Origin of the sequence: Pararhizobium sp. LjRoot255 (genome assembly GCF_964252905.1) — a bacterium.
Classification (GTDB): domain Bacteria; phylum Pseudomonadota; class Alphaproteobacteria; order Rhizobiales; family Rhizobiaceae; genus Pararhizobium.
The window spans coordinates 1,086,057-1,109,072 of record NZ_CAXUPQ020000001.1 but is presented as its reverse complement, the minus strand read 5'-3'; the positions used below and the strand labels follow the sequence as shown (position 1 = coordinate 1,109,072).

24 protein-coding genes, 1 tRNA gene and 1 pseudogene are annotated in these 23,016 nt (G+C 61.8%); 11 read left to right on the top strand and 15 right to left on the bottom strand.

Annotated features, from left to right (window positions below):
• Positions 1 to 27 precede the first annotated feature (27 nt).
• Positions 28 to 741 (bottom strand): pyrimidine 5'-nucleotidase, encoded by a 714-nt coding sequence (locus ACSQ2W_RS05505; RefSeq protein WP_436085355.1) that lies wholly within the window; start codon positions 739 to 741, stop codon positions 28 to 30.
• Positions 742 to 797: 56 nt separating this feature from the next.
• Positions 798 to 1,523 (bottom strand): class I SAM-dependent methyltransferase, encoded by a 726-nt coding sequence (locus ACSQ2W_RS05500; protein WP_436085354.1) that lies wholly within the window; start codon positions 1,521 to 1,523, stop codon positions 798 to 800.
• 173 nt (positions 1,524 to 1,696) lie between these two features.
• Here ACSQ2W_RS05500 and ACSQ2W_RS05495 point away from each other — a divergent pair, with 173 nt between their 5' ends.
• The 3 genes from ACSQ2W_RS05495 to ACSQ2W_RS05485 all read left to right on the top strand — a co-directional run bounded on the left by ACSQ2W_RS05495 (position 1,697) and on the right by ACSQ2W_RS05485 (position 4,328).
• Positions 1,697 to 2,488, top strand: a complete 792-nt coding sequence (locus ACSQ2W_RS05495; RefSeq protein WP_436085353.1) for a sterol desaturase family protein — start codon at positions 1,697 to 1,699, stop codon at positions 2,486 to 2,488.
• 60 nt (positions 2,489 to 2,548) lie between these two features.
• Positions 2,549 to 3,463 (top strand): EamA family transporter, encoded by a 915-nt coding sequence (locus tag ACSQ2W_RS05490; protein WP_436085352.1) that lies wholly within the window; start codon positions 2,549 to 2,551, stop codon positions 3,461 to 3,463.
• Between the two features lie 94 nt (positions 3,464 to 3,557).
• Positions 3,558 to 4,328: an isocitrate lyase/PEP mutase family protein gene (locus ACSQ2W_RS05485; protein WP_436085351.1), complete on the top strand. Its 771-nt coding sequence runs from the start codon at positions 3,558 to 3,560 to the stop codon at positions 4,326 to 4,328.
• Between the two features lie 335 nt (positions 4,329 to 4,663).
• On the opposite strand, the gene argB is transcribed toward ACSQ2W_RS05485, so the two are convergent.
• Positions 4,664 to 5,551, bottom strand: a complete 888-nt coding sequence (gene argB / locus ACSQ2W_RS05480) for an acetylglutamate kinase (RefSeq protein WP_436085350.1) — start codon at positions 5,549 to 5,551, stop codon at positions 4,664 to 4,666.
• A 228-nt stretch (positions 5,552 to 5,779) separates the two neighbouring features.
• Between argB and ACSQ2W_RS05475 the strand changes: the two are divergent.
• From ACSQ2W_RS05475 to msrB, 4 genes and pseudogenes are all read left to right on the top strand, one after another.
• Positions 5,780 to 6,193, top strand: a pseudogene (locus ACSQ2W_RS05475) (sigma-70 family RNA polymerase sigma factor); the annotation flags it as partial.
• Entirely contained in the window at positions 6,190 to 6,906 is a 717-nt protein-coding gene (locus ACSQ2W_RS05470) for an anti-sigma factor (RefSeq protein WP_436085349.1), read from the top strand. The pseudogene ACSQ2W_RS05475 and the gene ACSQ2W_RS05470, both read left to right, overlap by 4 nt.
• Positions 6,907 to 6,927: 21 nt before the next feature.
• Positions 6,928 to 7,095: a hypothetical protein gene (locus ACSQ2W_RS05465; RefSeq protein ID WP_436085348.1), complete on the top strand. Its 168-nt coding sequence runs from the start codon at positions 6,928 to 6,930 to the stop codon at positions 7,093 to 7,095.
• Between the two features lie 97 nt (positions 7,096 to 7,192).
• On the top strand, positions 7,193 to 7,690 hold the full coding sequence (msrB, locus tag ACSQ2W_RS05460; protein WP_436085347.1) for a peptide-methionine (R)-S-oxide reductase MsrB: 498 nt from the start codon (positions 7,193 to 7,195) through the stop codon (positions 7,688 to 7,690).
• An 18-nt stretch (positions 7,691 to 7,708) separates the two neighbouring features.
• Here the strand turns inward: msrB and ACSQ2W_RS05455 are convergent, their stop codons facing one another.
• From ACSQ2W_RS05455 to ACSQ2W_RS05435, 5 genes are all read right to left on the bottom strand, one after another.
• Positions 7,709 to 8,497, bottom strand: coding sequence for a hypothetical protein (locus tag ACSQ2W_RS05455; protein WP_436085346.1), 789 nt, complete (start codon positions 8,495 to 8,497; stop codon positions 7,709 to 7,711).
• 97 nt (positions 8,498 to 8,594) lie between these two features.
• The gene (locus tag ACSQ2W_RS05450) at positions 8,595 to 9,134 is read right to left on the bottom strand and encodes a DUF1269 domain-containing protein (RefSeq protein ID WP_436082785.1); all 540 of its coding nucleotides are present in this window, start codon (positions 9,132 to 9,134) and stop codon (positions 8,595 to 8,597) included.
• Between the two features lie 103 nt (positions 9,135 to 9,237).
• Entirely contained in the window at positions 9,238 to 9,891 is a 654-nt protein-coding gene (gene yihA, locus ACSQ2W_RS05445) for a ribosome biogenesis GTP-binding protein YihA/YsxC (protein WP_436082784.1), read from the bottom strand.
• An 83-nt stretch (positions 9,892 to 9,974) separates the two neighbouring features.
• A complete protein-coding gene (locus tag ACSQ2W_RS05440) occupies positions 9,975 to 10,889 on the bottom strand; it encodes a DMT family transporter (protein ID WP_436085345.1) in 915 nt (304 codons plus the stop codon).
• A 141-nt stretch (positions 10,890 to 11,030) separates the two neighbouring features.
• Positions 11,031 to 11,912 carry a LysR family transcriptional regulator gene (locus ACSQ2W_RS05435; protein ID WP_436085344.1) on the bottom strand — a complete coding sequence of 294 codons (882 nt, stop codon included), beginning with the start codon at positions 11,910 to 11,912 and terminating at the stop codon, positions 11,031 to 11,033.
• A 99-nt stretch (positions 11,913 to 12,011) separates the two neighbouring features.
• On the opposite strand from ACSQ2W_RS05435, the gene ACSQ2W_RS05430 reads away from it, so the two are divergent.
• A complete protein-coding gene (locus tag ACSQ2W_RS05430; RefSeq protein WP_436085343.1) occupies positions 12,012 to 12,434 on the top strand; it encodes a tautomerase family protein in 423 nt (140 codons plus the stop codon).
• Between the two features lie 76 nt (positions 12,435 to 12,510).
• On the opposite strand, the gene yidC is transcribed toward ACSQ2W_RS05430, so the two are convergent.
• The 3 genes from yidC to rpmH are packed head-to-tail and all read right to left on the bottom strand — an operon-like array spanning position 12,511 to position 14,874.
• The gene (gene yidC / locus ACSQ2W_RS05425; protein ID WP_436085342.1) at positions 12,511 to 14,316 is read right to left on the bottom strand and encodes a membrane protein insertase YidC; all 1,806 of its coding nucleotides are present in this window, start codon (positions 14,314 to 14,316) and stop codon (positions 12,511 to 12,513) included.
• Positions 14,306 to 14,704 carry a ribonuclease P protein component gene (gene rnpA, locus ACSQ2W_RS05420; protein WP_436085341.1) on the bottom strand — a complete coding sequence of 133 codons (399 nt, stop codon included), beginning with the start codon at positions 14,702 to 14,704 and terminating at the stop codon, positions 14,306 to 14,308. Before rnpA ends, yidC begins: the two co-directional genes overlap by 11 nt.
• Before the next feature lie 32 nt (positions 14,705 to 14,736).
• Complete coding sequence (gene rpmH, locus ACSQ2W_RS05415; protein WP_037104763.1) at positions 14,737 to 14,874, bottom strand: 50S ribosomal protein L34; 138 nt, start codon at positions 14,872 to 14,874, stop codon at positions 14,737 to 14,739.
• Positions 14,875 to 15,282: 408 nt separating this feature from the next.
• On the opposite strand from rpmH, the gene ACSQ2W_RS05410 reads away from it, so the two are divergent.
• From ACSQ2W_RS05410 to ACSQ2W_RS05400, 3 genes are all read left to right on the top strand, one after another.
• Positions 15,283 to 17,289 carry a methyl-accepting chemotaxis protein gene (locus tag ACSQ2W_RS05410; protein ID WP_436085340.1) on the top strand — a complete coding sequence of 669 codons (2,007 nt, stop codon included), beginning with the start codon at positions 15,283 to 15,285 and terminating at the stop codon, positions 17,287 to 17,289.
• A gap of 284 nt (positions 17,290 to 17,573) precedes the next feature.
• Entirely contained in the window at positions 17,574 to 19,055 is a 1,482-nt protein-coding gene (locus ACSQ2W_RS05405) for a sensor histidine kinase (protein WP_436087680.1), read from the top strand.
• A 197-nt stretch (positions 19,056 to 19,252) separates the two neighbouring features.
• Positions 19,253 to 19,329: transfer RNA gene (locus ACSQ2W_RS05400), tRNA-Arg, on the top strand.
• Between the two features lie 141 nt (positions 19,330 to 19,470).
• Here the strand turns inward: ACSQ2W_RS05400 and ACSQ2W_RS05395 are convergent.
• The 4 genes from ACSQ2W_RS05395 to ACSQ2W_RS05380 form a co-directional block, all read right to left on the bottom strand.
• Positions 19,471 to 20,379, bottom strand: a complete 909-nt coding sequence (locus tag ACSQ2W_RS05395) for an SDR family oxidoreductase (protein ID WP_436082778.1) — start codon at positions 20,377 to 20,379, stop codon at positions 19,471 to 19,473.
• Between the two features lie 105 nt (positions 20,380 to 20,484).
• Entirely contained in the window at positions 20,485 to 20,913 is a 429-nt protein-coding gene (locus ACSQ2W_RS05390; protein ID WP_436085339.1) for a DUF1810 domain-containing protein, read from the bottom strand.
• 58 nt (positions 20,914 to 20,971) lie between these two features.
• Positions 20,972 to 21,958, bottom strand: a complete 987-nt coding sequence (locus ACSQ2W_RS05385) for an aldo/keto reductase (RefSeq protein ID WP_436085338.1) — start codon at positions 21,956 to 21,958, stop codon at positions 20,972 to 20,974.
• 192 nt (positions 21,959 to 22,150) lie between these two features.
• Entirely contained in the window at positions 22,151 to 22,735 is a 585-nt protein-coding gene (locus ACSQ2W_RS05380) for an IMPACT family protein (protein ID WP_436085337.1), read from the bottom strand.
• Between the last annotated feature and the right edge of the window lie 281 nt (positions 22,736 to 23,016).

Genomic DNA, 23,016 nt, shown 5'->3' with positions numbered 1-23,016 from the left:
CTTGAGATCGTGCTTCGTTACACGCCGTCAACCTTCGGAGACAAGCCGCGCGAGGAAACCCGTCAGATCCTCGGTGACGTAGTCGACCTGAGCGTCGCCGTCGGATGTCTTTTCCCAAGCTTCGGCGAACTCGTATTCGAAATTGCGCGGCACCAGCAATACGGTTGTCATGCCGAGCGCCTTCGGTACGACGAGATTGCGCGGCAGGTCCTCGAACATGGCGGCATGCTTGGTATCGACCCGATGCAGGCTCATGAACTTGTGATAGGTGTCGCCGGCTGGTTTTGGCACATAGTCGGCGGCAACGATGTCAAAGATATCGTCGAAATGATCGAGGATGCCGAGCGCCCGCGCCGTCATCTCGGCATGTTTGACGCTGCCATTGGTAAAGATGAACTTACGCCCCGGAAGCGCGCGGATCGCGTCGCCCAACGCCGGATCGGCGGGCACGACCGTGTAATCGATCGCATGTGCCTTTTCGAGGAAGTCGTTCGGATCGATGCCATGATGGATCATCAGGCCCTGTAGCGTCGTACCGTGATCCCGGTAATATTGCTTCTGCAGGACCCTGGCTTCCGCCGGCTCCATCGTCAGCAAGGCCGCCACATAGGCCGTCATGTTGCTGTCGATCTGCGAGAACAGATTGACGCTGTGCGGATAGAGCGTGTTGTCGAGATCGAACACCCAGTCGGTGACATGGGCGAAGTCGGCTTTGGTCGGCAGGCGATCGAGCTGTGTCATGGGCGCGTTATGCCACGAGCGGCAGCGGACGCAAACGGGAAATGTGCCGCGCGTGGTCAGGCGGCCCTGACGATGAAGACCATTTCATGCGACACGGCCTCGTCGAATGGCTCGTGCTGCCAACCTCCGTAGACGGTTTCGGCGCGCAGACCCGATGCGTTCAGGCGCTCTTCGATGTCCGGACGCGACAGGAAACGCAGTTCGCTCTTGGAGACAAGCGTTCGATCAGCGAGCGCATAGCGCGTTTCAAACGAGATGCGGCTGTTGCCTGTCTTCAGGATCTGGCGAGACTGGTGGACGGTGTGCCCGTTAATGTCGAGATCGGCATCCCTGTTCCACAGTGAGGGCCAGTCGATTGCGGGGTTGCGGGTTTCAAACGCAATCATCCCATCTGGCGCAAGGTGCTTTCGCATCGCTGCGAAGGTCGCAAGGATGTCCTCGTCCTCAAGGAACACCTGAAAGGCGTTTCCGGTCATGATGATCAGGTCGAATTGCTGCTTGGAATGGAAGGCCTGCGCTGACGATTGTACCCATTCGATTCGCGCGCCATTGGGTTTCTGCCGTGCGACGTCGAGCATGGCTTTCGCCGGATCGACGCCGGTGACGGCGTGGCCCAAAGCGGCATAGGCGTCGCCGAGCAGCCCGGTGCCGCATCCGAGATCGAGAATGCGTTTCTTGTCCCGGCCGGCCAGCGCCAGATAGAAATCCCGGTCGATCGACCAGCCGCTGTCGAGATCGTAGAGGTTCGCCAGCAAGGGGTCTTCATAGTGCAGGTCGGGCATCGAGATTTCCCGGATCAAAGCCCGTCGATGGAGTCCATGGGGCCTTATGGCATGGCAAAAGTGGCCAGGAAATGGGCTTTATGTGCCCCTTTTCGCATTTCTACTTTGAATTGCGGAAGGGATGTGGCACGTTTCCGGCAGGGGCGATTTTGGTTCGGGAGTTGCTGATACCGATGTCGGATGAAGTCTTCTACCTTGCATTTCTGTTCGGATTCTACGCCACGACGGTCGTGACCTATTTCGCTCTCGGCTATGGCCTGACCTGGGTCAACGACCGCAATCCGGAGCGGAAGATCCAGAAGGGGCGTGGTCCCGGCAAACGCCGCAGTGCGGAAATCCGCCAGAGCCTGGCTTCGATGTTCAGCGCCTGCCTGCCGGTGACGCTCGGCCTCTACTTCCAGGAGAAGGGCTGGGCGCCGGCGCCCTGGGCCTTCAACTGGTGGGCGGCGGTGCCGCTGTTTATCCTTTGCATGTTCCTCTACGACACCTGGTTCTATTTCATGCATCGGCTGCTGCACACGAAGTGGCTCTACCCGCTGCACGCCCTTCATCATAAAAGTGTCGCGCCGACGATCTGGAGCACCTATTCGGAGGATGTTCTGGACAATTTTCTGCTGCAGAGTTTTTCGGCCGCCATCGTCTTCGTCGTCCCGTTCCCGCCGGCGATCCTGGTGGGACAAAGACTGTTCGAGCATTTCAACGGCATGTTCGGCCACTGCGGGTTTGAGTATTTCGCCTCATCGACGGCGCGTTACCCGTCGCCGTTGTTGTGCACGACCTTCCATGACCAGCACCATTCGGGATTCCGCTACAACTACGGCAACTATTTCTCCTTCTGGGACCGCGTTCTGGGCACGGTTTCGCCGGACTACGACCAACGAGTGAAGAAATTCGAGGAGGACGTCCCGTCGCTGACATTCAGGCAGTCCGAGCCCTCGCCGGCGGTTCAGGAAAATTCGGGCTGAACCGCCTTTAGCCGCCCGCCATACTTGGCAATGTCCGGACCCGCATGCTAGCCCGCAGCCATGCAAACCTGGATCATCATCACCGTCGCGGCGGCCTTCCTGCAGAACATACGTTCCGCCATGCAGAAACACCTGAAGGGCGTCATGGGCACCACCGGGGCGACCTTTGTGCGCTTCGGTTATGGCCTGCCCTTTGCGTTCGTCTATCTGGCAATTCTCTGGCGCGGCTTCGACCGGCCGCTGCCGGTGCCGGACGGGCATTTTTTTCTCTGGGCCGTGGTCGGCGGGGTGGCGCAGATCGCAGCAACCTTCCTTCTGGTGCATCTGTTTTCGTTCCGCAATTTCGCGGTGGGAACCGCCTATTCGCGCACCGAGCCGGCACAGGCGGCGCTGTTCGGGCTGATCTTCCTCGGCGAGACGGCAAGCCGCGGAACACTGATCGCGATCGCGGTCTCGGTCGTCGGCGTGATGATCATTTCGGTGGCGCGCACGTCGCTCAGCGTCAAATCGCTGGTGACCTCGGTCTTCACGCGCACGGCCGGGGTCGGGCTTCTGTCCGGCACCTTCTTCGGCCTATCAGCCGTGTCTTACCGCTCCGCGTCTCTCGCATTGGCGCCGAGCCTGCCCGCGCCGGATTTCGTCATGCAGGCGAGTTTCACGCTCGGCTTCGTCATCCTGTTGCAGACCGTGTTGATGCTCGCGTGGATTCTCGTCCGCGAACCGGAGGAATTGAAGCGCGTGATCACCGCCTGGCGGCCGGGCCTGCTGGTCGGTTTCGCCGGTGCCTCGGCCTCCTTCGGCTGGTTCATGGCGATGACGCTGCAGCAGGCGGCGATCGTCAAGGTGGTGGCGCAGGTGGAGATGCTGTTCACCTTTGCCTCGGCGGTCTTCATCTTCCGCGAATGGATCAACCGGCTGGAGGTGATCGGCTGCTTGCTGATCGTTCTCGGTGTCGTCATGCTTCTGGTGGTTTGACCGAGCAGACCCGCGAAATCTGACGGTCACCTCTGGCGCAAGCAACGGCTTTTGCGGCATGAAGTCCACTGGGATTGTTTTCGGAGGAAAAACGATGAACCAGGTGGAGAAGGCAAAGGCGTTCACGGAACTGCACCGCAGGGGTGATCCGGTGGTGCTCTACAATATCTGGGACGCCGGCACCGCCAAGGCCGTGGCCGAATCCGGCGCCAGGGCGCTGGCGACCGGAAGCTGGTCGGTGGCGGCGGCCAACGGCTATGGCGACGGCCAGGAAATCCCGCTGCTGCAGCTTGTCGATATCGCCCGTGCCATCGTCGCGGCGACCGACCTGCCGGTGTCAGTCGATTTTGAAGGCGGCTATGCCGAGGATGCCGCCGAGGTCGCACTGAACGTCGGGCGGGTGATCGACGTCGGCGCCGCCGGCATCAATTTCGAGGACCAGATGGTCGGCGGCAGCGGGCTGCACACGCTCGAGGCGCAGGCGGCAAGGATCAAGGCGATCCGGGCGACGGCTGATCAGAAGGGCGTGCCCTTCTTCATCAATGCCCGCACCGATCTGTTCCTGAAGCTCTCCGACCCCGTACGCCACGCGCCGCTGGTGGACGAGGCGATCGAGCGGGCGGCGGCTTATGCCGAGGCCGGCGCCAGCGGCTTCTTCGTGCCGGGCCTGTCGAACCCGGACCTGATCGGCCGCCTCTGCGAGGCCGTCGCACTGCCGGTTAACATCATGATGTGGTCGGGCATGGCTGACGTGAAGACGTTCGCCGGTCTGGGGGTGGCGCGCGTGAGTTATGGGCCGGGGCCGTATCGGGCGATGATCGATTGGCTGAAGGGTGAGGCGGGAAAGATCTATCAGCGCGGTTGATTCTTGCGACAGCCTCTAACCTCAGCCTCTCCCCGCGGCAACGCAATGACATGTAGAGTTGCGGCTCGCTCCCTCTTCTCCCCCGCGGGGGAGAAGAGGGAGCGAAGCGCCGGATGAGGGGGACGGCTGGCGCCGAGAATGCCGAGAGACCCCCCTCATCGCCTCGCATACGCTCGGCACTTCTCCCCGCGGGGAGAAGAGGGAGTTCGTCGCATTCGCCTTCGCTCCATCTGCAATTGCCCTCCCGCAAGCGGAGATGGCCAAGGTGAGGGGTAACTGCGCTGTTGGGCGGTGTCCTCCAATGCAGACTGACGCCGTTTTTGCCCAACCGCAAATCAAGGAACGATCAGCGTCCCCGCACCGTGCTCCGTGAAGATCTCCAGCAGCACCGAGTGCGCCGTCTTGCCATTGAGGATGACGACGCCTTCGACGCCGCGGGCGAGCGCTTCGATGCAGGTTTCGACCTTGGGGATCATGCCGCCGGAGATCGTGCCGTCCTTGATCAGCGCATGTGCCTGGGCGACGGAGAGTTCCTTGATCAGCTCACCTTGTCTGTCGAGCACGCCGGGAACGTCGGTGAGGAAGAGCAGGCGGGTGGCGTTGAGCGAACCGGCAATGGCGCCGGCAAAGGTGTCGGCGTTGATGTTGTACGTATGGCCGTCGCGGCCGGGGGCCACCGGGGCAATGACCGGGATCATCTCGGAGCGGGCGAGCAGGTCGAGCAGGGTGCGGTCGACTTCGACGATCTCGCCGACAAAGCCGAGGTCGAGCACGCGCTCGATGTTGGAATCCGGGTCCTTGACGGTCTTCTTCGCCTTTTCGGCGAAGACCATGTTGCCGTCCTTGCCGCAGAGGCCGATCGCCCATTCGCCGGTCTGGTTGATCAGTGCGACGATTTCCTTGTTGATCGAGCCGGCGAGCACCATTTCGACGATCTCGACGGTCTTGGCGTCAGTGACGCGCAGGCCGCCCTCGAATTTCGATTCGATGCCCATCTTGGTCAGCATCGCGCCGATCTGCGGGCCGCCGCCGTGGACGACGATCGGGTTGACGCCGGACTGCTTCAGGAGTGCGATATCAGCGGCAAAGGCCTTGCCGAGTTCGGGATTGCCCATCGCGTGGCCGCCATATTTGACGACGATCGTCTTGTTCTCGTAGCGCTGCATGTAGGGCAGTGCCTTGGTGAGAAGATCTGCTTGGATTTCGCTCTCTGATGCGGACATGGAAATACCTCTGGAAATAGCCGGATGCTGTTTAGCGCAAGTTTCCGGTGGAGGGAATGATCCGCGTCAAAGATAAAGCCGGTGTGACATGGGCTTTCGCAGCCGGCTTTATCTGCCGGACCTCCCTTTTTATCCGCTGATTTCTGTCCTATCTTCGCCGCTGGCGGGGGGAGGACGGCAAGCATTCATGGCATTGATGATATTTCCTTGCTGATCGGCCGGGTTTCGAGGGCTGAAGCGGAAGAAGCGCTGCAGGAAATCTACATCAAGATCTGGCAGCGCGCCGGCCGCTGCCCGCTGGCGAGGCCAATGCGATGCCTTGGCTTTCGGTGATCGCGCGCAATCATGCGATCGGATCAGTTGAGGGCGCGAAAGCCTGTGGCAAACACGATTGACGAGGCTTATGATCTGGCCGATTCTGCTCCCGATCCGGAAAAATCGGCCAACAACAAGGCGGAAGGCCGCAAGATCGACAAATGTATGGCTGAACTTGAGGCAGACCGCGCGGATGCGGTGCGCAAGGCCTATGTCGAAGAGCTGAGCTACCAGGAACTTGCCGGGCTTTTCGGCGTTCCGTTGAACACGATGCGAACATGGCTGCGCCGCAGCCTTCTCAAACTGAGAGAGTGCATGGAGCGATGAGCACACAGGACCCCGAAAGCGGAGATTCCCGCCGCGACCAGGTGATCGCGGGCGAGTACGTGCTTGGTGTTCTCTCTGCCGACGACCGCCGAAAGGTCGAGGCACGCATGGTTCTCGACCGCGCCTTCGCCGCCATGGTCAAACACTGGCAGAATAATCTTTCCTCCTTCGACGACGCCTATGAGCCGCTGCCGCCGCCGCCGCAGGTCTTCACCGCCATCGAGCGGCGTATCTTCGCCGAACAGCCGGCTGTTGCGAGCCGCGGATTGTGGAACTCGCTGGCCTTCTGGCGGATATTGACGCTGGTCTCCGTCGCCGGGTTTGTCACCATTGCCACCTTTGCATCCGGCATCCTTGAACCCGCGCGCCAGAGGCGGCCGCTGGTCGCCGAGCTTGCCGGCGAGGGCAGTGCTGCGATCAATCTTCTGGCGCAGTACGACACCGGAACCGGGGCGCTGAGGGTGACGCCGGTTGCTGCCAGGCAGGCGGAGGCCAAGTCGCTGGAAGTCTGGCTGATCGAAGGCAACAATCCCGCCAAATCGCTCGGCGTCCTGCCGCAGACGGGCGAGGGCGAGATCGTCATCGCGCCGGAACTGCGCGCAAAGGTCGGCGAGGGCGTCACGCTCGCCGTCAGCGTCGAACCGTTCGGCGGCTCGCCGACAGGCAGCGCAACGGGACCTGTCGTCGCTGCCGGCAAGACGCGGCTTCCGTGACGTTTTGATTTTGTGCTCGGCATGACTGGTCTGATGCTGCGCCCATGCTGCGCAGCATTTTTCGTTATCGCTGCCGATGATTTGCAGAAAAGCGTTTCAATTTCAGCTGGTTGGAAATTTCTGCATTTACCGGTGCCGTTTCCGGGTGGCCTTTTCATCCGTATTCAAGCTTTGCTCACGCGGGATTGATAGGCATTTGTTTTGCCGTCCGCAACCGGGAACATTAGGTTCACTGCAAAGCACTGCAAAGCACTGCCGGGCGCGTCCGGCAGACGGGAGAACGAGCATGACACGCCGCCGCTTCTTTCTTCTTTCCGGCGCCGCCATTATGGCAGCCACCGCCTTTCGCGGCTTCACGCAGAATAGCGTTGCGGCGGCGACGGCCGAGAAATTCGAAGTGACGAAGACGGATGCCGAATGGAAGGCGATACTGACCGACGAACAATATCGCATCCTGCGTCATGAGGACACGGAACGACCGTTCACCAGCGCGCTCAACACCGAGAAGCGCAAGGGCATCTTCCATTGCGCCGGCTGTGACCTGCCGGTCTATTCCTCGGAAGCGAAATATGACAGCGGCACGGGCTGGCCAAGTTTCTGGGAATCGCTGCCCAATGCCATCGGTACGCGTGAGGATACGTCACTGTTCATGACGCGCACCGAATGCCATTGCCGCCGCTGCGGCGGCCACCTCGGCCATATCTTCGACGACGGCCCGCCGCCGACCGGCATGCGTCACTGCATCAACGGCATGGCGATGAGGTTTACGCCGGCAACGGCTTGAGTACCCGACGGATCACGATCATTCGCTTTCGGCAGCCAGCTGCGCGGTGATGCGACCGCGGTTCAGGAGCTTTTTGCTGAGCCCATGCACGGTGAGCGACACGACCGCGGCGCCGGCGAAGACGAGGTTGGCATCGCCGCGCGGCAGCCACACGACCAGCACCAGGCAAAAGGCGGCGAAGGCGAAGCGCCCGAGCGCCATGCCGCGCAAAAGCGAAATCACAAATTCCGGCCCCGCCGCGCGATGGGACGAAGCGGATAGAACGATGCCGAGCAGCGGAAACACGGCAAGAAGGCCGCTCCAGCTGGAGCCAGCAGCCGACGCGAGCGACGTGACCGCCACGGTCAGGGCCGCGCCCGCTAGCATCCGGCTTAGGATATCGCCCCGTCCCAACGCTTTGGCCGTCGCTACGCAGCGGCTGCGCGGCAGGAAGGCCTGCGAAAAGAGCACCGCCGCCAGTGCGCAGACGAGGGCGAGGGGTGCCGAGACCGGCAGCATCGTAAGGCCGAAGGCGGCGGAGCACCACACTGTGAGCGCGACTATCACCGAGACGACCCAACCCTTGGAGCGGCAGGTCCACGCATAGGCGAAATTGTAGGCTTCGGACGCTGCGATAGCGTAGACGGAAAGGGTCGCCGCCTCGCTGCCGAAGCGGGGTCCGTGTTCCAACACAAGCAGATAGAGGATCGGACCGGCAACCACTGGAAGCGCGGAAAGCCACCCGGCGATCGCAGGCCCCCATTTTTTGCCTGCCAGTGAAACGGCAAGCAAAAAGGCGGGAACGAGGGTGAGTTTCAAGAGCAGCATGGGTGGCCTGTCGGTGGGATGAACGCAACTCCCTTACCCGCCGACAAGACGCCGATCAATGACCACTTTTGGCACCCCCGCTCGCGGCCATCGGCCCCTAGAAGGTACCTGGTACCGGCGATTCCGGCTGCGTCCCCGAGAGAGCTTCCTGTAGCCTCGTCTCCTGTTCCGGCGAAAGCGAGGTCTTGAGCACCTTACCGCGCAGGCCGGCAAATTCTGCCAGCACTTTTTCCGGTTGCACCTTGCGCACGAGTACGAATAGCGCCGAGGAAGTGTTGGGAATGGTCTCGCTCAGGGACTTGATGAAATCGTCATCGATGCCGTAGTCGGCAAGCGAACCCGAAAGAGCGCCGGTACCGGCACCAATCGCCCCGCCGATGGCAAAACCGGCAAGCGGGTTGAGGAACAGCAGGCCGACGAGGCCGCCCCACAGAGAACCGCTCAGGAGGCCGGAGGTCGCGCCGATCGTGGCCAGATTCACGCTCTGCTTCAGGTGAACCTTGCCGGTTTCGTCCCGCACCACGACGACGGCATCCTCGAGGTCGATAAGATATTCCTTCTTCAGCGTGTTCAGCTTCAGAAGCACCTTGTCGGCTTCTTCCATGTTGTCGAAGCCGATGACAATCAGATCAGACATGTTGTTTCTCCCTCAACGCGTGACGTCTCTGAGATTGCCGGAAGGCGACCCCCGTCGGGAGATAGGGCGCATTTGGTCTCGGGGTAGTGTGACGATGGCCCGGTTAGCTGGCGATTGCCGTCCGGATGGCGCTGCGCAGCTCTTCCAGGCCGTTGCCCTTTTCCGAGGAGGTGGAGAGGACTTCCGGGAAGGCAGCCGGCCTTTTCCGGATCTTTTCCAGCGTTTCGGCAATCAGCCTTGGAACCGCGGGCTCCTTGATCTTGTCGGTCTTGGTCAGGACGATCTGGTAGGACACGGCCGCCTTGTCGAGCAGGGAAAGCACTTCCTCGTCGTTCTTCTTGATGCCGTGGCGGCTGTCGATCAGCACATAGACGCGCTTCAGCGTCGAGCGGCCGCGCAGATAGTCGAAGACCAGCTTGGTCCAGGCATCGACATGTTCCTTCGGCGCCTGCGCATAGCCGTAGCCGGGCATGTCGACGAGCGCCATCGGCGGCAGGTCTCCGGCCTCGCCGGAAAAGCCGTCGGGCACGAAGTAGTTGAGTTCCTGGGTGCGGCCCGGCGTATTGGAGGTGCGGGCAAGCCCCTTGTGGCCGACCAGCGCATTGATCAGCGACGACTTGCCGACATTGGAGCGACCGGCAAAGGCGATCTCGAACGGACCCTCCGGCGGCAGGAACTTCATCGACGGCACGCCGCGAATGAATATCCACGGCCGCCCGAAGAGGGGCTTGTCGTCCTGCGGTTTGATGTCTGTCATGGCGGTCCTGTCCTTGGTCTCGCCCACGACTTCGCGGTTTTGCGCCCTCAAGTCAAGGAAAGTTGCGAGCTTGGTGACTTTGCTCAGCCGAGGGCTCTTCTTTGCCGCCACATCTCGACGCTGAGATAGGAGAGGAGGGCGGTGAGCACGACCATTCCGCCGAGTATGGTATTCAAACTCGGGATCTCGCCATGGATCAAGGCGACCCAGAGTGGCGCAAGGACAGTTTCAGCCGTTCCGAGAAGGGCGGCGAGCGCGGACGGGATGAGCCGCGCTCCGGTGACGAACAGTGCCAGGCCCAAGCCGAAATTGAGCGCGCCGAAGGTCACGAGGATGCCGAGCTCGGGCAGGGTGACCGCGAGGCTGGAGGACATGATGGCCGCGACAGTGCCGGCAACGATTGTGCCGAAGCAGGCGGCGGGTGTCATGCGCACATGCGCGTAGCGGCGGGTGATCACGGTGGCGAGCGCAAAGACGAAGGCGATCAGAACGGCAAGCGCATCGCCGATCGGCGAGACGGCGCCGCTCACGGAATCCGACACCATGATGGCGACGCCGCCGATCACGGCTGCGATGGCAAGCCAGGTCAGGAGCGAGATGCGTTCGCGAAAGACGATCCAGCTGACGAGTGCCGCGATCAGCGGCACGCCGGCCTGGATCAGCACGACATTGGCGACGGTGGTGTAGGCGAGGGCAAGGATGAATGAGGTCGAAGCGATGGCGAAGCAGAGCCCGACGGCGATGCCGGGCAGGCCCATGTTGCGGAAAAGTGTGGCCGTGCCGCGCGGGCCGTCGCGCAAAAGCATGAAGCAGATGAGAAACAATGCGGCAAACAGCGAGCGCCAGAAGACGATAGTCCAGCCGTCTTCGTCCAGAAACCGGGCAAGCGTGCCGCCAAAGCTCCACACGATGGCCGAGCCGAGCACCAGCATTGCGCCCTGAACCGGGTTTTGTGATCCGGCAGTTACGGATTGCGGCAAGGCGGAAGGCTGCGACATGGCAAGAACCCGGTTGGAGACGGCTGGAGTGTAGAGGCGATTTGCGGCGCGGACGCTGATAGGCGCGACACAGGGCTGTCGTAAACTGCCGTGGCCATGGCGGAAAGCGGGATGTGGGCACAGTGCCAGAGGGCTTCGTGTTCACGCGGCTGATGAGCGAGCTTCGATCGCTTCCAGGAGCAAGATGCGAAGCCGATCGACGGCCGCGCTCCGGGATGCGCCCGACACATGAAGCGCAATGTCGATGGCGCCAAGCGCGGGAAGGCCGGCAGCCTCGGGGTCGAGCACGCGCAGATGCGGCGGCACAGCTTCGTTTGTGCGGGGCGTGACGCCAAGGCCGGCTGATACCGCAGCCCAGAGGCCGGCGAGGCTCGGGCTGGCGAAGACATGCCGCCAGACGATCGTCCTTGCCTCCAGAGCCGTAACGGCGGCGGAGCGGAAAGCGCAGGGCGCATCGAAGGCAATAAGCGGCAGCGGCTGCTGCGGGTCCCGGACGAAGCCTTCGGGGCCGATCCAGGCAACGGCACGCCGTTCGATAATCTGAGCCGCGGCACGTCCGATGTCGCCCCAGGTCACGGCGAGATCGAGGCTGCCATTTTCCACCGCCTCCGCCAGCGCCGATCCGCGATCAACCCGCGCCTCGACGCGGACTTTCGGATGGGCTCGGACGAAACGTCCGAGCAGACCGGGAAACCAGGTCTCGGCGAAATCCTGCGGCAGGCCGATGCGCACCCAGCCCTCCATGGCGGAAAGCCCGGAGAGGACGTTGCGCGCCTCGTCGTTGAGGTCGAGGATTCGCCGCGCATAGCCGATCATGATCTCGCCGGCTTCCGTTAGTGCCAGTCCACGCCCCTGCTTCTGGAACAGCGTCTGCCCCGCCTGTTCCTCGAGTTTGCGCAATTGCAGGCTGATAGCGGAAGGGGAGCGGCCCAAGCGGTCTGCGGCCCTCGCAAAACTGCCGAGGTCCACGCCGGTGACGAAGGTACGCAGCACGTCCATGTCGATATTGACCGGCAAAACCATTCTGTTTTTCCAAACTATCTGTTTAGAAGATTCAATTTTTCAAAATTAATGTGCGGCGTTATCGTCCTTTCGTCAACAGTCGAAGAAAAGGAAAACGCCATGCCCTTCGTTCATATCCACGTTGCCGGTGCCGCGATCGGCGGCCGCGAAAAGCAGGAATTGCAGAGACAGGCCACCGATTTCATGGTCACGATCATGCGCAAGCGGCCGGAAGTCACCGCCGTCCTCGTCGATGTCGCCAAGCCGGGAAGCTGGTCCATTGGCGGCGAGCCGGTGCCGGTGGCGGCACATCTCGACGTCAAGGTGACGCGCGGTACCAATACCCATGAGGAGAAGGCTCGCTTCGTTGCCGCGGTGGCATCGATGTTTAAGCAGGTTCTTGGGCCGGACCTGCCGGTCGCAACCTATGTGGTGGTCGACGAGATCGAAGCCGATACCTGGGGGTATGACGGCATCACGCAGGAAGAGCGGCGTTTCCTGCGTTCGCAAGGGGCGGCCGCGGATGCTTCCAAGGCGGCCTGACGCGTGAGGTGGTGGTGGAAAACAAAAGGCCCCGGATAAGAAGATCCGGGGCCTTTGGCGTTTAACCTGTTACGGCCTATTCGGCCGGTTTCGGCTTCCTCGAGAACAATCCCTTGAGATTGTCGAACAGCTCGACCCTGACGCCGTGGCGTTTCATGATGACCGCCTGCTGGGCGATCGAAAGCGTGTTGTTCCAGGCCCAGTAGATGACGAGACCAGCCGGGAAGCTCGACAGCATGAAGGTGAAGACGACCGGCATCCAGGTAAACAGCATCGCCTGGGTCGGATCCGGCGGCGTCGGGTTCATGCGCATCTGCAGGAACATGGTGACGCCCATGATTAGCGGCCATACACCGATCATCAGCGCGGCCGGCACGTCAAAGGGCAGGACGCCAAAGAGATTGAAGATCGAGGTCGGATCGGGCGCCGAAAGGTCCTGGATCCAGCCGAAGAACGGCGCATGGCGCATTTCGATGGTGACATAGATCACCTTGTAGAGCGCGAAGAACACCGGGATCTGCAACACGATCGGCCAGCAGCCAGCGATCGGGTTGATCTTCTCGTCCTTGTAGAGCTGCATCATCGCCTGCTGCAGCGCCATGCGGTCATCGCCGTGCTTCTTCTTCAGCTCCTCCATCTTCGGCTGAACCTTCTTCATGTTCGCCATGGAAGCGTACTGCTTCGAGGCAAGCGGGAAGAACAGCGCCTTGACGACGATGGTGGTCAGAAGGATCGCAACACCGAAATTGCCGAAGTAACGGAAGAAGAAATCCATCAGTTTGAACATCGGCTTGGTGATAAAGTAGAACCAGCCCCAGTCGATCAAGAGGTCGAACTGCGGAATGGAATAGGATTTTTCGTAGCCATCGACCAGCGGAACCTGCTTGGCACCGGCAAACAACAAAGTCTTGAGGTCGGTCGACTGGCCGGGCGCAATCGTGATCGCGTCCTGCTTGTAGTCTGCCTGGTAGCGCGGGCGGCCGTCGGGGAAATGCGCGAACTTCGCTTCATAAGGCGTCGCCTGAGGGGGCACGATCGTCGCGGCCCAATATTTGTCAGTGATGCCGAGCCAGCCGGTCGTCGTCTTGCCGGGCTGGATCGGAGCCTCGTCCTCGACCTTGCCATAGGCCACTTCGTTCAGGCCATGCTCGCCGATGACGCCGATGAAGCCTTCATGAAGTACGTAGATGCTCGGCGTCGTCGGCTTGTTGAAGCGGGTGACGCGGCCATAGGAGGAAAGCGAGGCAGGGGCACCGCCGCCGTTGGTGATCTTGTCGTTCACCTGGAACATGAAGTGTTCGTCAACCGAGATGGTACGGTCGAAGACGACGCCCTTCTCATTGGTGTAGGTCAGCGTCACCGGCGTCGATTCGGTCAGCTTGTCGCCGCTCTTGACGGCCCAGACCGTTGTCGGGCCGGGAACGGTCCCGGTCGCCTCGTTGCCGATATAGCCGAGTTCGGTGAAATAGCCGTCCTTCGTATCGGCCGGGCTGAAGAGCGTGATGATCGGGCTCTTGTCGTCGACGGTCTCGTGGTATTCCTTGAGCTTCAGGTCGTCTAACCGTGCGCCGGTCAGATTGATCGAGCCGCTGAGCGCCGAGGTGTCGATGGTGACGCGGGCCGATTTGGCGATCGCCTGGTCGCGTGTTTCAACCGCACCCGGCACCGCGCCGGCTGTCGTTGCCTGGCCCGTCGTTGCCTGGTCCGTCGTTGTCTGGCTCGTCGTTGTCTGGCCGTTTGCGGCCGGATCGGCCTGCGTTTGGCTCTGCTCGGCCGCAACACGCTCTTTCTCCATCTTCGGATTGACGTAGAGAAACTGCCAGGCGATCAGGATCAGCACCGACAGGGCAATCGCCACGAAGTAATTGCGGTTATTTTCCATCATTCTTTCCTGAAGCCGGCCGGTTGCGGCCGTGAATTTTCTGCTTGTTTTCGATGCGCTCGCGAAGCCCTCCCACCAGCCGCTCGAAATGAGCATTGAGGAGGTCGCGTCTGGCGACAATCACATAGTCGTGTCCGGGCTCCATTGCAAACCCGGCAGACAGCCGCACGGCCTCTTTCAGGCGCCGGCGCATCCGGTTGCGTTCCACGGCGTTGCCGTGCTTCTTGGTGACGGTGAAGCCGCAACGCGGCGGGCTTTCCGGTTCGCCACGATCAAGAACCTCGAGAAGGAACAACGGGCCTTTCCGCTTTTCTCCTTCGCGGACAGCAAGAAACTGCGGCCGGCTTTTCAGCCGCCCGACAGTCGATTTTTGATTATTTGACGCCATGTGCCCGCATTCTTTCCTCGGGCCCGATCGGCTTAAGCCGACAGACGCTTGCGGCCACGGGCCCGGCGGGCAACGATAACCTTGCGGCCACCCTTGGTGGCGATACGTGCACGGAAGCCGTGACGGCGCTTGCGAACAAGCTTGGACGGTTGATAGGTACGCTTCGTCATTTATTTTAATACCGCGGTGTGCGGCCCTTCTTGGGTTTGCTTTTGAGCAAGGAGCGTTACGTTCCGGGCATGGCGTTGCACAGGGCAAGGGGACCTGTCCGGACGTGGGCGGCTTATAAGAGCAAAGACGCGCGAAAGTCAATTGCCGCCGTGGAAAAGCTGGGATTTGCCTGTCTTCGGGCGCACCGGGACGAATGGTTTGCTGCGCGAAGCGTGGCCGTAATATCAACCAATGATTGAAGTTTGGGCGATCGTAATGTAAAGACCATGAAGAAGTTCCTAAACCGAAACCCCTAGAATTCTACTGGTTAGGGAGGCGTTTCGTTAATCATATCTGTCTTAGTGTTCCCGCATATAAACGAGCCCTTACGCTTTCAGGCCTGTGCCGGCTCCAAGGAGATATGTCGCATGAAAATTCGAGGCAAGATCTATCTCATTGTCGGCGTGATGAGCCTGATCACGCTCGCCGTGACGGGCATGGCGCTGACTGTAGTCACGCAATATAACGCAAGGCTCGTCCAGTTCGACAACGCCTCGGATCGCGCCTTTAACGGCGAACGCCTGAACCGCCTGGTGACTGCGGTGGTCATGGAATCGCGCGGCATCTATGCAGCTCCGACCGTGGAAAAATCCAAGTCCTTCGCCGAAGGCCTGATGAAGAACCTCGGCAAGATCGATACACTTCTCGCCGATTGGCGGCCTCTCGTCCCGCAGGAAGATCTGCCGGCGTTCGAGGCCGTGGTCACGCGCGCCGCCGAATTCCGCACGTTCCGCGCCGAGACGGCGCGCCTCAGCCAGGAAGTCTCGCCGCAGGCTGCCAACGAACAGGGCAATAACGAACTCAACCGCGCCAACCGCAAGGCGTTCCAGGCCGAGATCGACGCCGTCGTCGAAACGGACCGCGCCGCGCTGGAGGAAATCCAGGCGGACTTGAGCGCCATCGAAAGGCAGATGACCCTGATCGTTCTTTTGACAGCCGGCATCGGTCTTGCCGCCGGTCTCGGTACGGCCTTCCACATCGGCACGAGGGAACTGAGCCAGCCGATCATCAAGCTGACGGATACGATGAAGCGGCTCGCCGAGGGCGATCTCGATGCCGACGTGCCCTTTGCCGGCCGCAAGGACGAAATCGGCGAAATGGCCAGCGCCGTCGAAGTCTTCAAGCGCAATGGTCTTGCCGTGCGCGAACTCAACGCCCAGGAAACCGCGTTGCGCGAAAAGAGCGCCGACCTGCAGTCGAGCATCGCCGTGGTCGTTGCCGCCGCCGCCGCCGGCGATTTCACCCAGCGCATCAACAAGGACTATGGCAATACCGATCTCAATCGTTTCACCTCCAGCGTCAACGAACTGGTCGGCAGCGTCGATAGCGGCATCAACGAGACCCGCCGCGTGATCGCCAGCCTCGCTGCCGGAGACCTGACGCAACACATGGACGGCACCTTTCACGGCGCCTTCGCCGAGTTGCAGCAGAACGTCAACGATACGCTGTCCAGCCTGCAGAACACGCTGCGCGAAATCCGCACCACGGCCGATACGATCAACGGCAACTCGACCGAACTGCGCTCCGCCGCCGACGACCTGGCAAAGCGTACCGAACAGCAGGCTGCCTCGCTCGAGGAGACCTCGGCGGCACTGGACGAAATCACCGTCGCCGTCCGCAATTCCACCGACCGTGCCCAGGAGGCGACCGTCATGGTCACCGAGGCTAAGCAGAGTGCTGCCCAATCCGGCGAAGTGGTGCGCAATGCGGTCGAAGCCATGGGTCGTATCGAGCAGGCCTCCAGCGAAATCGGCCAGATCACCAATGTCATCGACGAGATTGCCTTCCAGACCAATCTTCTGGCGCTCAATGCCGGTGTCGAGGCGGCCCGTGCCGGCGATGCGGGCAAGGGTTTTGCCGTAGTCGCACAGGAGGTCCGCGAGCTTGCCCAGCGCGCCGCCAGCGCTGCCAAGGACATCAAGGGGCTGATCGCCAAATCCGGCTCGGAAGTCGCAACCGGCGTCAAGCTCGTGCAGGAGACCGGCCAGGTTCTCGGCCAGATCGAAACGCGGGTGTTGAAGATCAACGACCATATACACTCGATCGCGACGGCTGCCCGCGAACAGTCGACGGGTCTCAGCGAAGTCAGCATCGCCATCAACCAGATGGACCAGGTAACGCAGCAGAACGCCGCCATGGTGGAGGAAGCCAACGCCGCGACCCACAAGCTCTCGGCGGAAACCGACAACCTTGCCCGGCTGATCGCGCACTTCAGGCTCAACGACGCGCCGGCGCTCAGGGCCGTCGCACCGGTCCGGGAAAATGCCCGTCCGGTTGCCTCACCGGCCCGCAAGATGCTCGGCACCGTCGCCCGCGCCTTCGGCGGCGGCTCGGCGAACGCCGCCGTTTCGAAGGACAACTGGGAAGAATTCTGATCCGGTTCACACTAGGGTTCTAAACAAAAATCCCGCGGCGAGCTGCCATCGCCGCGGGACTCTTGCCTGTCCAAGGTGCAGCGGCCGCAAGATGATCCATATCTGGCCGCCGGTCCTGGCCAGCCGCTTGCGGCATTCGAGCCGGGCCATCCTATCCGACCATGACGGAGATTGGAAAACGGGCGGTCATCGCCTATTATACACTTCTGAAACATAAGCCGTTCGTCCGGGCCGTCATGCGGCTGCTGCGGCGTTTGGGGGGTGAGCGGCGGGATCGCATGAACATGACGGCAGAAAAGACAGGGGCCACAGCCTTGCAGAAGCCACCACGGCGCACCGGCTTCTTTCGCGGGCTTTCCGGCAGGCTGCTGCTCCTTACGGTATCTTTCGTCATGCTTGCCGAAGTGCTGATCTTCGTGCCCTCCGTCGCCAATATGCGCATCCGCTGGCTCGAAGACAGGCTCAACACGGCGGCTGCGGCCGGCGTGGTGGTCGACGGCCTCCAGGATGTGCAGCTCTCCCGTCCGCTGCAGGAAGAAACCCTGATGGCGACCGGCACGAAGGCGATCGTGCTTCGCCGCAAGGGCGAATCGCGGCTGATCGCAGCCGAAGACATGCCGCCGGAAGTCGACGCGCAATACGACGTTGCGGCGATGACGCCGCTTGCCGCCATCCGCGACGCCTTCGACACGCTGCTGTTCGGCGGCGACAAGGTGGTGCGGATCTACGGTCCCATCGGAGAAAGCGATGCGATCATCGAGGTGGTGATGGAGGACGCGAGCTTGCGCAAGGCGATGCTGGTCTATTCGCGCAACGTGTTCTTCCTCTCGCTGGCGATTTCGCTGTTCACCGCCACGCTGATTTTCCTCGCGATCCGCCGCCTGATGATAGCGCCGATCCGCCGGATGACCGCCAACATGCAGGACTTTTCGGCCGACCCCGCCGATTCCGCCCGTGTGCTGGCGCCGTCGCCCGGAGAAGACGAGCTTTCGGTTGCCGGCCAGCATCTGGCGGCCATGCAGCGGCAGTTGCAGAAGACCCTGAAGCAGCAGAAGAACCTCGCCGATCTCGGCCTTGCCGTGTCGAAGATCAACCACGACATGCGCAACATCCTGTCGTCGGCGCAATTGATCTCGGACCGGCTGGCCGATGTCGACGATCCGATCGTCAAGCGCTTCGCCCCGACGCTGCTGCGCACCATCGACCGCGCCGTCGGCTATACGACCGAGGTGCTCTCCTACGGCCGCACGACCGAGCCGGCGCCGCATCGGCGTTTCGTCAGGCTCCGGCCGCTGGTCAGCGACGTTGCCGAAATGCTGGCGATCGACCCGAATGCCGGCATCGATTTCCGCATCCAGGTACCGGACGACGTGCTGGTCGATGCCGACAGCGAGCAGTTGTTCCGCGTCGTCCACAATATCTGCCGCAATGCCGTGCAGGCGCTGACGAACGATCCGGGCGAGGCCGGCTCTCCCCGCACCATCACCGTCTCGGCGATGCGCACCGGCGGCGTCGTCAGCATCTCCGTCGATGATACCGGCCCCGGCATGCCGCCGAAGGCGCGCGAAAACCTGTTCGCCGCCTTCCGCGGCTCGGCCCGCTCGGGCGGCACGGGGCTCGGATTGGCGATCGCCCGTGAACTGGTGCTTGCCCATGGCGGCACCATCGCGCTCGTCGAAAAGCCGGCGCCTGGAACGCTCTTCCGCATCGAACTGCCCGATCGTCCAGTGCCGCTCGACGCCTTCCGCTCCAAGGCCCGGCCCTGATCGGAAAGAGCGCCGTCCGGCGCTGATCGGCCGAAAATGACAAGGCAATGACAGCCGTCAAAGAGAATTTCACCGTTTTTTCAAGGTGATATCGATATTGCGGCGCAAAAAAGATTCTTTTTGCGGAAATTCGCTTGCATTCCCCGGTTGGACGTTTTAGAGGATCGCCACGCAAGCGGTGATCACCGCAGTGCCACGCACCCGTAGCTCAGCTGGATAGAGCACCAGACTACGAATCTGGGGGTCAGGAGTTCGAATCTCTTCGGGTGCGCCATTTCTTTTCCACGATCGAACATTTGGCGCAGCGTATTCAATACGACGCAAAAACCATATCAATGCCGCGTTTGTTTGATGATGTCTTTCGCATGTGACCCGCCGAGCCGCGTATTGCCGGTTGCGGCCTTGATCTCCCGTCTCACCGGTACCCCGTCGCATCCGCGGGTTTGCCCGGATCCATCACCTCATCCATATAGCGCCAGCAGTCCGGGCGCGAGCCGTCGAGATCGGTGAAGCCGTAGATCTGGGCGAGCCCGCCGCTTGAGACCGACTGGCCGTTCCAGCGTGCCTTGTCCGGGTCGGCGGCGAGCGCGGCTACGGCGCGACCGAGGAAGCGGGGTGTTTCGGAGATGACGAAATGCGGCTGCATTTGCGTCGCGTCGCGCCAGTTGTCTTCACTGACATTGTAGTGTCCCAGCATCATTTCCGAGCGCATCCAGCCGGGCGTGATGGAGATGGCCGTTGCGCCGTAGGGGGCAAGGTCCCTGGCGTGGGCGAAGGCCATGCGATTGGCAGCCACCTTGGCGAGATCGTAGAAGGGCGAAAGCCTGTAGTGGCCGGCATTGTATTCGGCGGTGCCGTCCGTCACCTCGACCAGCAGCCCGCCGGGGCGCTCGATCATCAACGGCAGCGCGTGATGGGCGGTGATCAGATGCGTGTCGATGCCGAGGCGCAGCATTTTGAGGCCGTTTTCGAGATTGTGGTCCCAGACCGGCTTGTTCCATTCGAACAGATTTTCCCCGCCCCAGATGTCGTTGACGAGAATGTCGAGCCGCGCCTGTTCTTGGCCGATGCGCTCGACGAGCCGTTTGACCGCGCCGGCATCGAGATGATCGGCCTGGACAGGGATGCCTTTGCCGCCAGCTGCGGTCACCAGTTCGGCGGTTTCCTCGATCGTTTCGGGCCGGCGATACTCCGACTGTTCGGCGTGTGTCGTTCGCCCGGTGACGTAGACGGTGGCGCCTGCCGCTCCGAGCTCCACGGCAATGCCGCGTCCGCCACCGCGCGTCGCACCCGCGACCAGCGCCACCTTTCCCTTGAGCGACATGGCTTTCCTCCTCCATCTGGTGCTTGCCTTTCGGCAAAACCTCGGCAAGCCGCTGACAAAATACTTTCGCAGGAACCGGGCGGGAAGGATTTGACGCGCGGCGCGCTAACCTCCGCCAAGGATGTCCAATGTCAAAGGATCCGCTTTACCGTCGAAGTAGCGCTCGATCGCAGTCTTGAACGGCTCGGGATCGTTTGCCGCTTGCCGAAACAGGGTCATCGACGAGCGCAGCTTCATGTCGTCGGGCGAGCCGAAGATCTGGTGCGCGGTGCGGTTGCGCACCGCGTTGATGGTGCGCGTGCACTGGATCAGGCGGCTGCCGAGCAGCGGATGCGCCAGATAGGCGCGGGCTTCGTCCAGCGAGGAAATGGCAAACCGCAGCGCGGTCGGCGAATGGCCGAGGCCGGCGATCTGCGGAAAGATGAACCACATCCAATGGCTTTCCTTGCGGCCGTGTTCCAGTTCGCGAAGAACCGTTTCATAGACCGGTTCCTGCGCCTCGATGAAGCGGGAGAGACGATAGGCATCGTTCATAGGCTGCACCTCGACCACACGGGAAAGCCGCGCCAAAATCCCGGCACGGCGTTGTTCATCACCATTTCTGGTGAACGTGAACCTTGATCAAACGCTCATAGATATCGGCAAGTTCCGCCATCTTTTCCTCGGGGATCGCGGGAACATCGCTTGCCGCGGCATTTGCCCGCGCCTGCGCCTCATTGCGGGCGCCGGGGATGACGACGGAGACGGCGGCGCTCTTGAGGATCCAGGCGAGCGCGAACTGCGCCATGGAAATACCCTGTGGCACCAGCGGCCGCACCTGTTCGACAGCCTCGAGTGCGACCTCGAGCGGTACGCCGGCAAAAGTCTCGCCGACATCGAAGAACTCGCCGTGGCGGTTGAATTTGCGATGGTCGTCATCGGCGAACCTGGTGTCGGCGGTGATCTTGCCGGAGAGCAGCCCGGAAGCCAGCGGCACGCGGACGATAATGCCGACATTCCTCCTCTGCGCCTGTTCGAAGAAAAGATCGTGCGGGCGCTGGCGGAAGATGTTGTAGATGATCTGGATCGTCGCGACGCCCGGATATTCGATCGCCTTCAACCCCTCCTCGACGGTGGAGACGGAGACGCCGTAGTTGCGGATTTTGCCCTTGACGACGAGACCGTCCAGCGCGCTGAACAGTTCCGGCCGGTAGAAGACCTCCGTCGGCGGGCAATGCAACTGGACGAGATCGAGCGTCTCGACACCGAGATTGGTGAGGCTGCGGTCGATGAAGGCCTCGACATTGGCGGCGGTGTAACCGTCGGCCACATGCGGATTGAGCCGGCGTCCGGCCTTGGTGGCGACGAAGGGTTTTTGGCCGCCGCGTTCCTTGAGGACCGAGGCAATGATCTTTTCCGAGCGGCCGTCGCCATAGACGTCGGCGGTGTCGACGAAGGTGACGCCGGCATCGAGCGCGGCGTTCAGGGCGCGCTTGCCGTCTTCCTCGGAAACATCGCCCCAGGCGCCGCCGATCTGCCACGCGCCGAAGCCGATTTCGGAAATAGTGGCGCCGGTGCGCCCCAGGATTCTGTTTTTCATGGGTGATTCCTTGCCAGACGGCCGCGCGCCGCTCTCAAATCCGTCCAAACAGGACCGGTTTCGTTGTTTACCTGCTGTTTCTATCCCGAATATGACGGAGGGGCCAGCGTTCAATCTTTCCGGACCGGTGCAAATGTGGAGAAATCTGAATTATTTTCAATGTGTTAAATGGCTTTCCCGCGTAAGCATAAGTCAGTCTTCCAAGATGAGAGCTGCCCTGCCGCGGCTGAGGTCGAGGATGACGGCCGAGGCGGTTTGGCAGCTGCCTTTGGGGACCTGCAACGCAAGCTCTGCCCCTGTGCCGGTAAAGGTCTCGGAAGCGATCGTCACGCCCATGCCGACAAGCCGGGCTTTGATGAGAGAAAGGTCGGCAAATTCGCAAGCGACGGTGCCACCGATGGTTTCGATCACCTCTGTCTTTTCCGCCGCGCGCAGGCACATCGCCGCCGTGCCGCCATAGGCGCGAATGAGGCCGCCGCTGCCGAGCAGCGTGCCGCCGAACCAGCGGACAACGAGGGCTACGATATGATCGAGCGACTGGCCGTCGATCGCCTGCAGGATCGGCTTTCCGGCCGTGCCGCTCGGTTCGCCGGCATCGTTGAAGCGATAGGTCTGGCCGATGCGAAAGGCCCAGCAGTTGTGGGTGGCCGTGGGGTCGGAATGTCGCGTGATGAAATCCCTCGCCTCGTCCTCGTTCGCGACGGGGCCGCAGATGGCCAGGAAGCGGCTCTTCTTGATTTCCTGCGTGTGGGTTGTGATGCGCTGAAGCGTAAACATTCGCCGGATCCGTTTGCGCGGTGATACCGCATCGGAAGGCTTGATGCCAAGAGAATGTCATTTCCAGCGGACGCTCCCCATCCTCCCTCGTCCTCGTCCTCGCCCTTGTGGCGGGGATCCAGCCACCGCGCGTCTGCGCGGTGAGAGAACCTTTTCAGTATCTGATCAGCAGAGTCTTCCGCGCCGCAGACGCGGCGCCGCTGGATCCCCGCCACAAGGGCGAGGACGACGGAGAATGGGATGTCCGCTTCGTCAAACAGCCGTTTTTCACGGGCTACCGG

Bases quoted from the DNA above. Each gene is read 5' to 3' on its own strand.
- ACSQ2W_RS05505 (WP_436085355.1), bottom strand. From the start codon at position 741: ATGACACAGCTCGATCGCCTGCCGACCAAAGCCGACTTCGCCCATGTC.
- ACSQ2W_RS05500 (WP_436085354.1), bottom strand. From the start codon at position 1,523: ATGCCCGACCTGCACTATGAAGACCCCTTGCTGGCGAACCTCTACGAT.
- ACSQ2W_RS05495 (WP_436085353.1), top strand. From the start codon at position 1,697: ATGTCGGATGAAGTCTTCTACCTTGCATTTCTGTTCGGATTCTACGCC.
- ACSQ2W_RS05490 (WP_436085352.1), top strand. From the start codon at position 2,549: ATGCAAACCTGGATCATCATCACCGTCGCGGCGGCCTTCCTGCAGAAC.
- ACSQ2W_RS05485 (WP_436085351.1), top strand. From the start codon at position 3,558: ATGAACCAGGTGGAGAAGGCAAAGGCGTTCACGGAACTGCACCGCAGG.
- argB (WP_436085350.1), bottom strand. From the start codon at position 5,551: ATGTCCGCATCAGAGAGCGAAATCCAAGCAGATCTTCTCACCAAGGCA.
- ACSQ2W_RS05470 (WP_436085349.1), top strand. From the start codon at position 6,190: ATGAGCACACAGGACCCCGAAAGCGGAGATTCCCGCCGCGACCAGGTG.
- ACSQ2W_RS05465 (WP_436085348.1), top strand. From the start codon at position 6,928: ATGACTGGTCTGATGCTGCGCCCATGCTGCGCAGCATTTTTCGTTATC.
- msrB (WP_436085347.1), top strand. From the start codon at position 7,193: ATGACACGCCGCCGCTTCTTTCTTCTTTCCGGCGCCGCCATTATGGCA.
- ACSQ2W_RS05455 (WP_436085346.1), bottom strand. From the start codon at position 8,497: ATGCTGCTCTTGAAACTCACCCTCGTTCCCGCCTTTTTGCTTGCCGTT.
- ACSQ2W_RS05450 (WP_436082785.1), bottom strand. From the start codon at position 9,134: ATGTCTGATCTGATTGTCATCGGCTTCGACAACATGGAAGAAGCCGAC.
- yihA (WP_436082784.1), bottom strand. From the start codon at position 9,891: ATGACAGACATCAAACCGCAGGACGACAAGCCCCTCTTCGGGCGGCCG.
- ACSQ2W_RS05440 (WP_436085345.1), bottom strand. From the start codon at position 10,889: ATGTCGCAGCCTTCCGCCTTGCCGCAATCCGTAACTGCCGGATCACAA.
- ACSQ2W_RS05435 (WP_436085344.1), bottom strand. From the start codon at position 11,912: ATGGTTTTGCCGGTCAATATCGACATGGACGTGCTGCGTACCTTCGTC.
- ACSQ2W_RS05430 (WP_436085343.1), top strand. From the start codon at position 12,012: ATGCCCTTCGTTCATATCCACGTTGCCGGTGCCGCGATCGGCGGCCGC.
- yidC (WP_436085342.1), bottom strand. From the start codon at position 14,316: ATGGAAAATAACCGCAATTACTTCGTGGCGATTGCCCTGTCGGTGCTG.
- rnpA (WP_436085341.1), bottom strand. From the start codon at position 14,704: ATGGCGTCAAATAATCAAAAATCGACTGTCGGGCGGCTGAAAAGCCGG.
- rpmH (WP_037104763.1), bottom strand. From the start codon at position 14,874: ATGACGAAGCGTACCTATCAACCGTCCAAGCTTGTTCGCAAGCGCCGT.
- ACSQ2W_RS05410 (WP_436085340.1), top strand. From the start codon at position 15,283: ATGAAAATTCGAGGCAAGATCTATCTCATTGTCGGCGTGATGAGCCTG.
- ACSQ2W_RS05405 (WP_436087680.1), top strand. From the start codon at position 17,574: ATGACGGCAGAAAAGACAGGGGCCACAGCCTTGCAGAAGCCACCACGG.
- ACSQ2W_RS05395 (WP_436082778.1), bottom strand. From the start codon at position 20,379: ATGTCGCTCAAGGGAAAGGTGGCGCTGGTCGCGGGTGCGACGCGCGGT.
- ACSQ2W_RS05390 (WP_436085339.1), bottom strand. From the start codon at position 20,913: ATGAACGATGCCTATCGTCTCTCCCGCTTCATCGAGGCGCAGGAACCG.
- ACSQ2W_RS05385 (WP_436085338.1), bottom strand. From the start codon at position 21,958: ATGAAAAACAGAATCCTGGGGCGCACCGGCGCCACTATTTCCGAAATC.
- ACSQ2W_RS05380 (WP_436085337.1), bottom strand. From the start codon at position 22,735: ATGTTTACGCTTCAGCGCATCACAACCCACACGCAGGAAATCAAGAAG.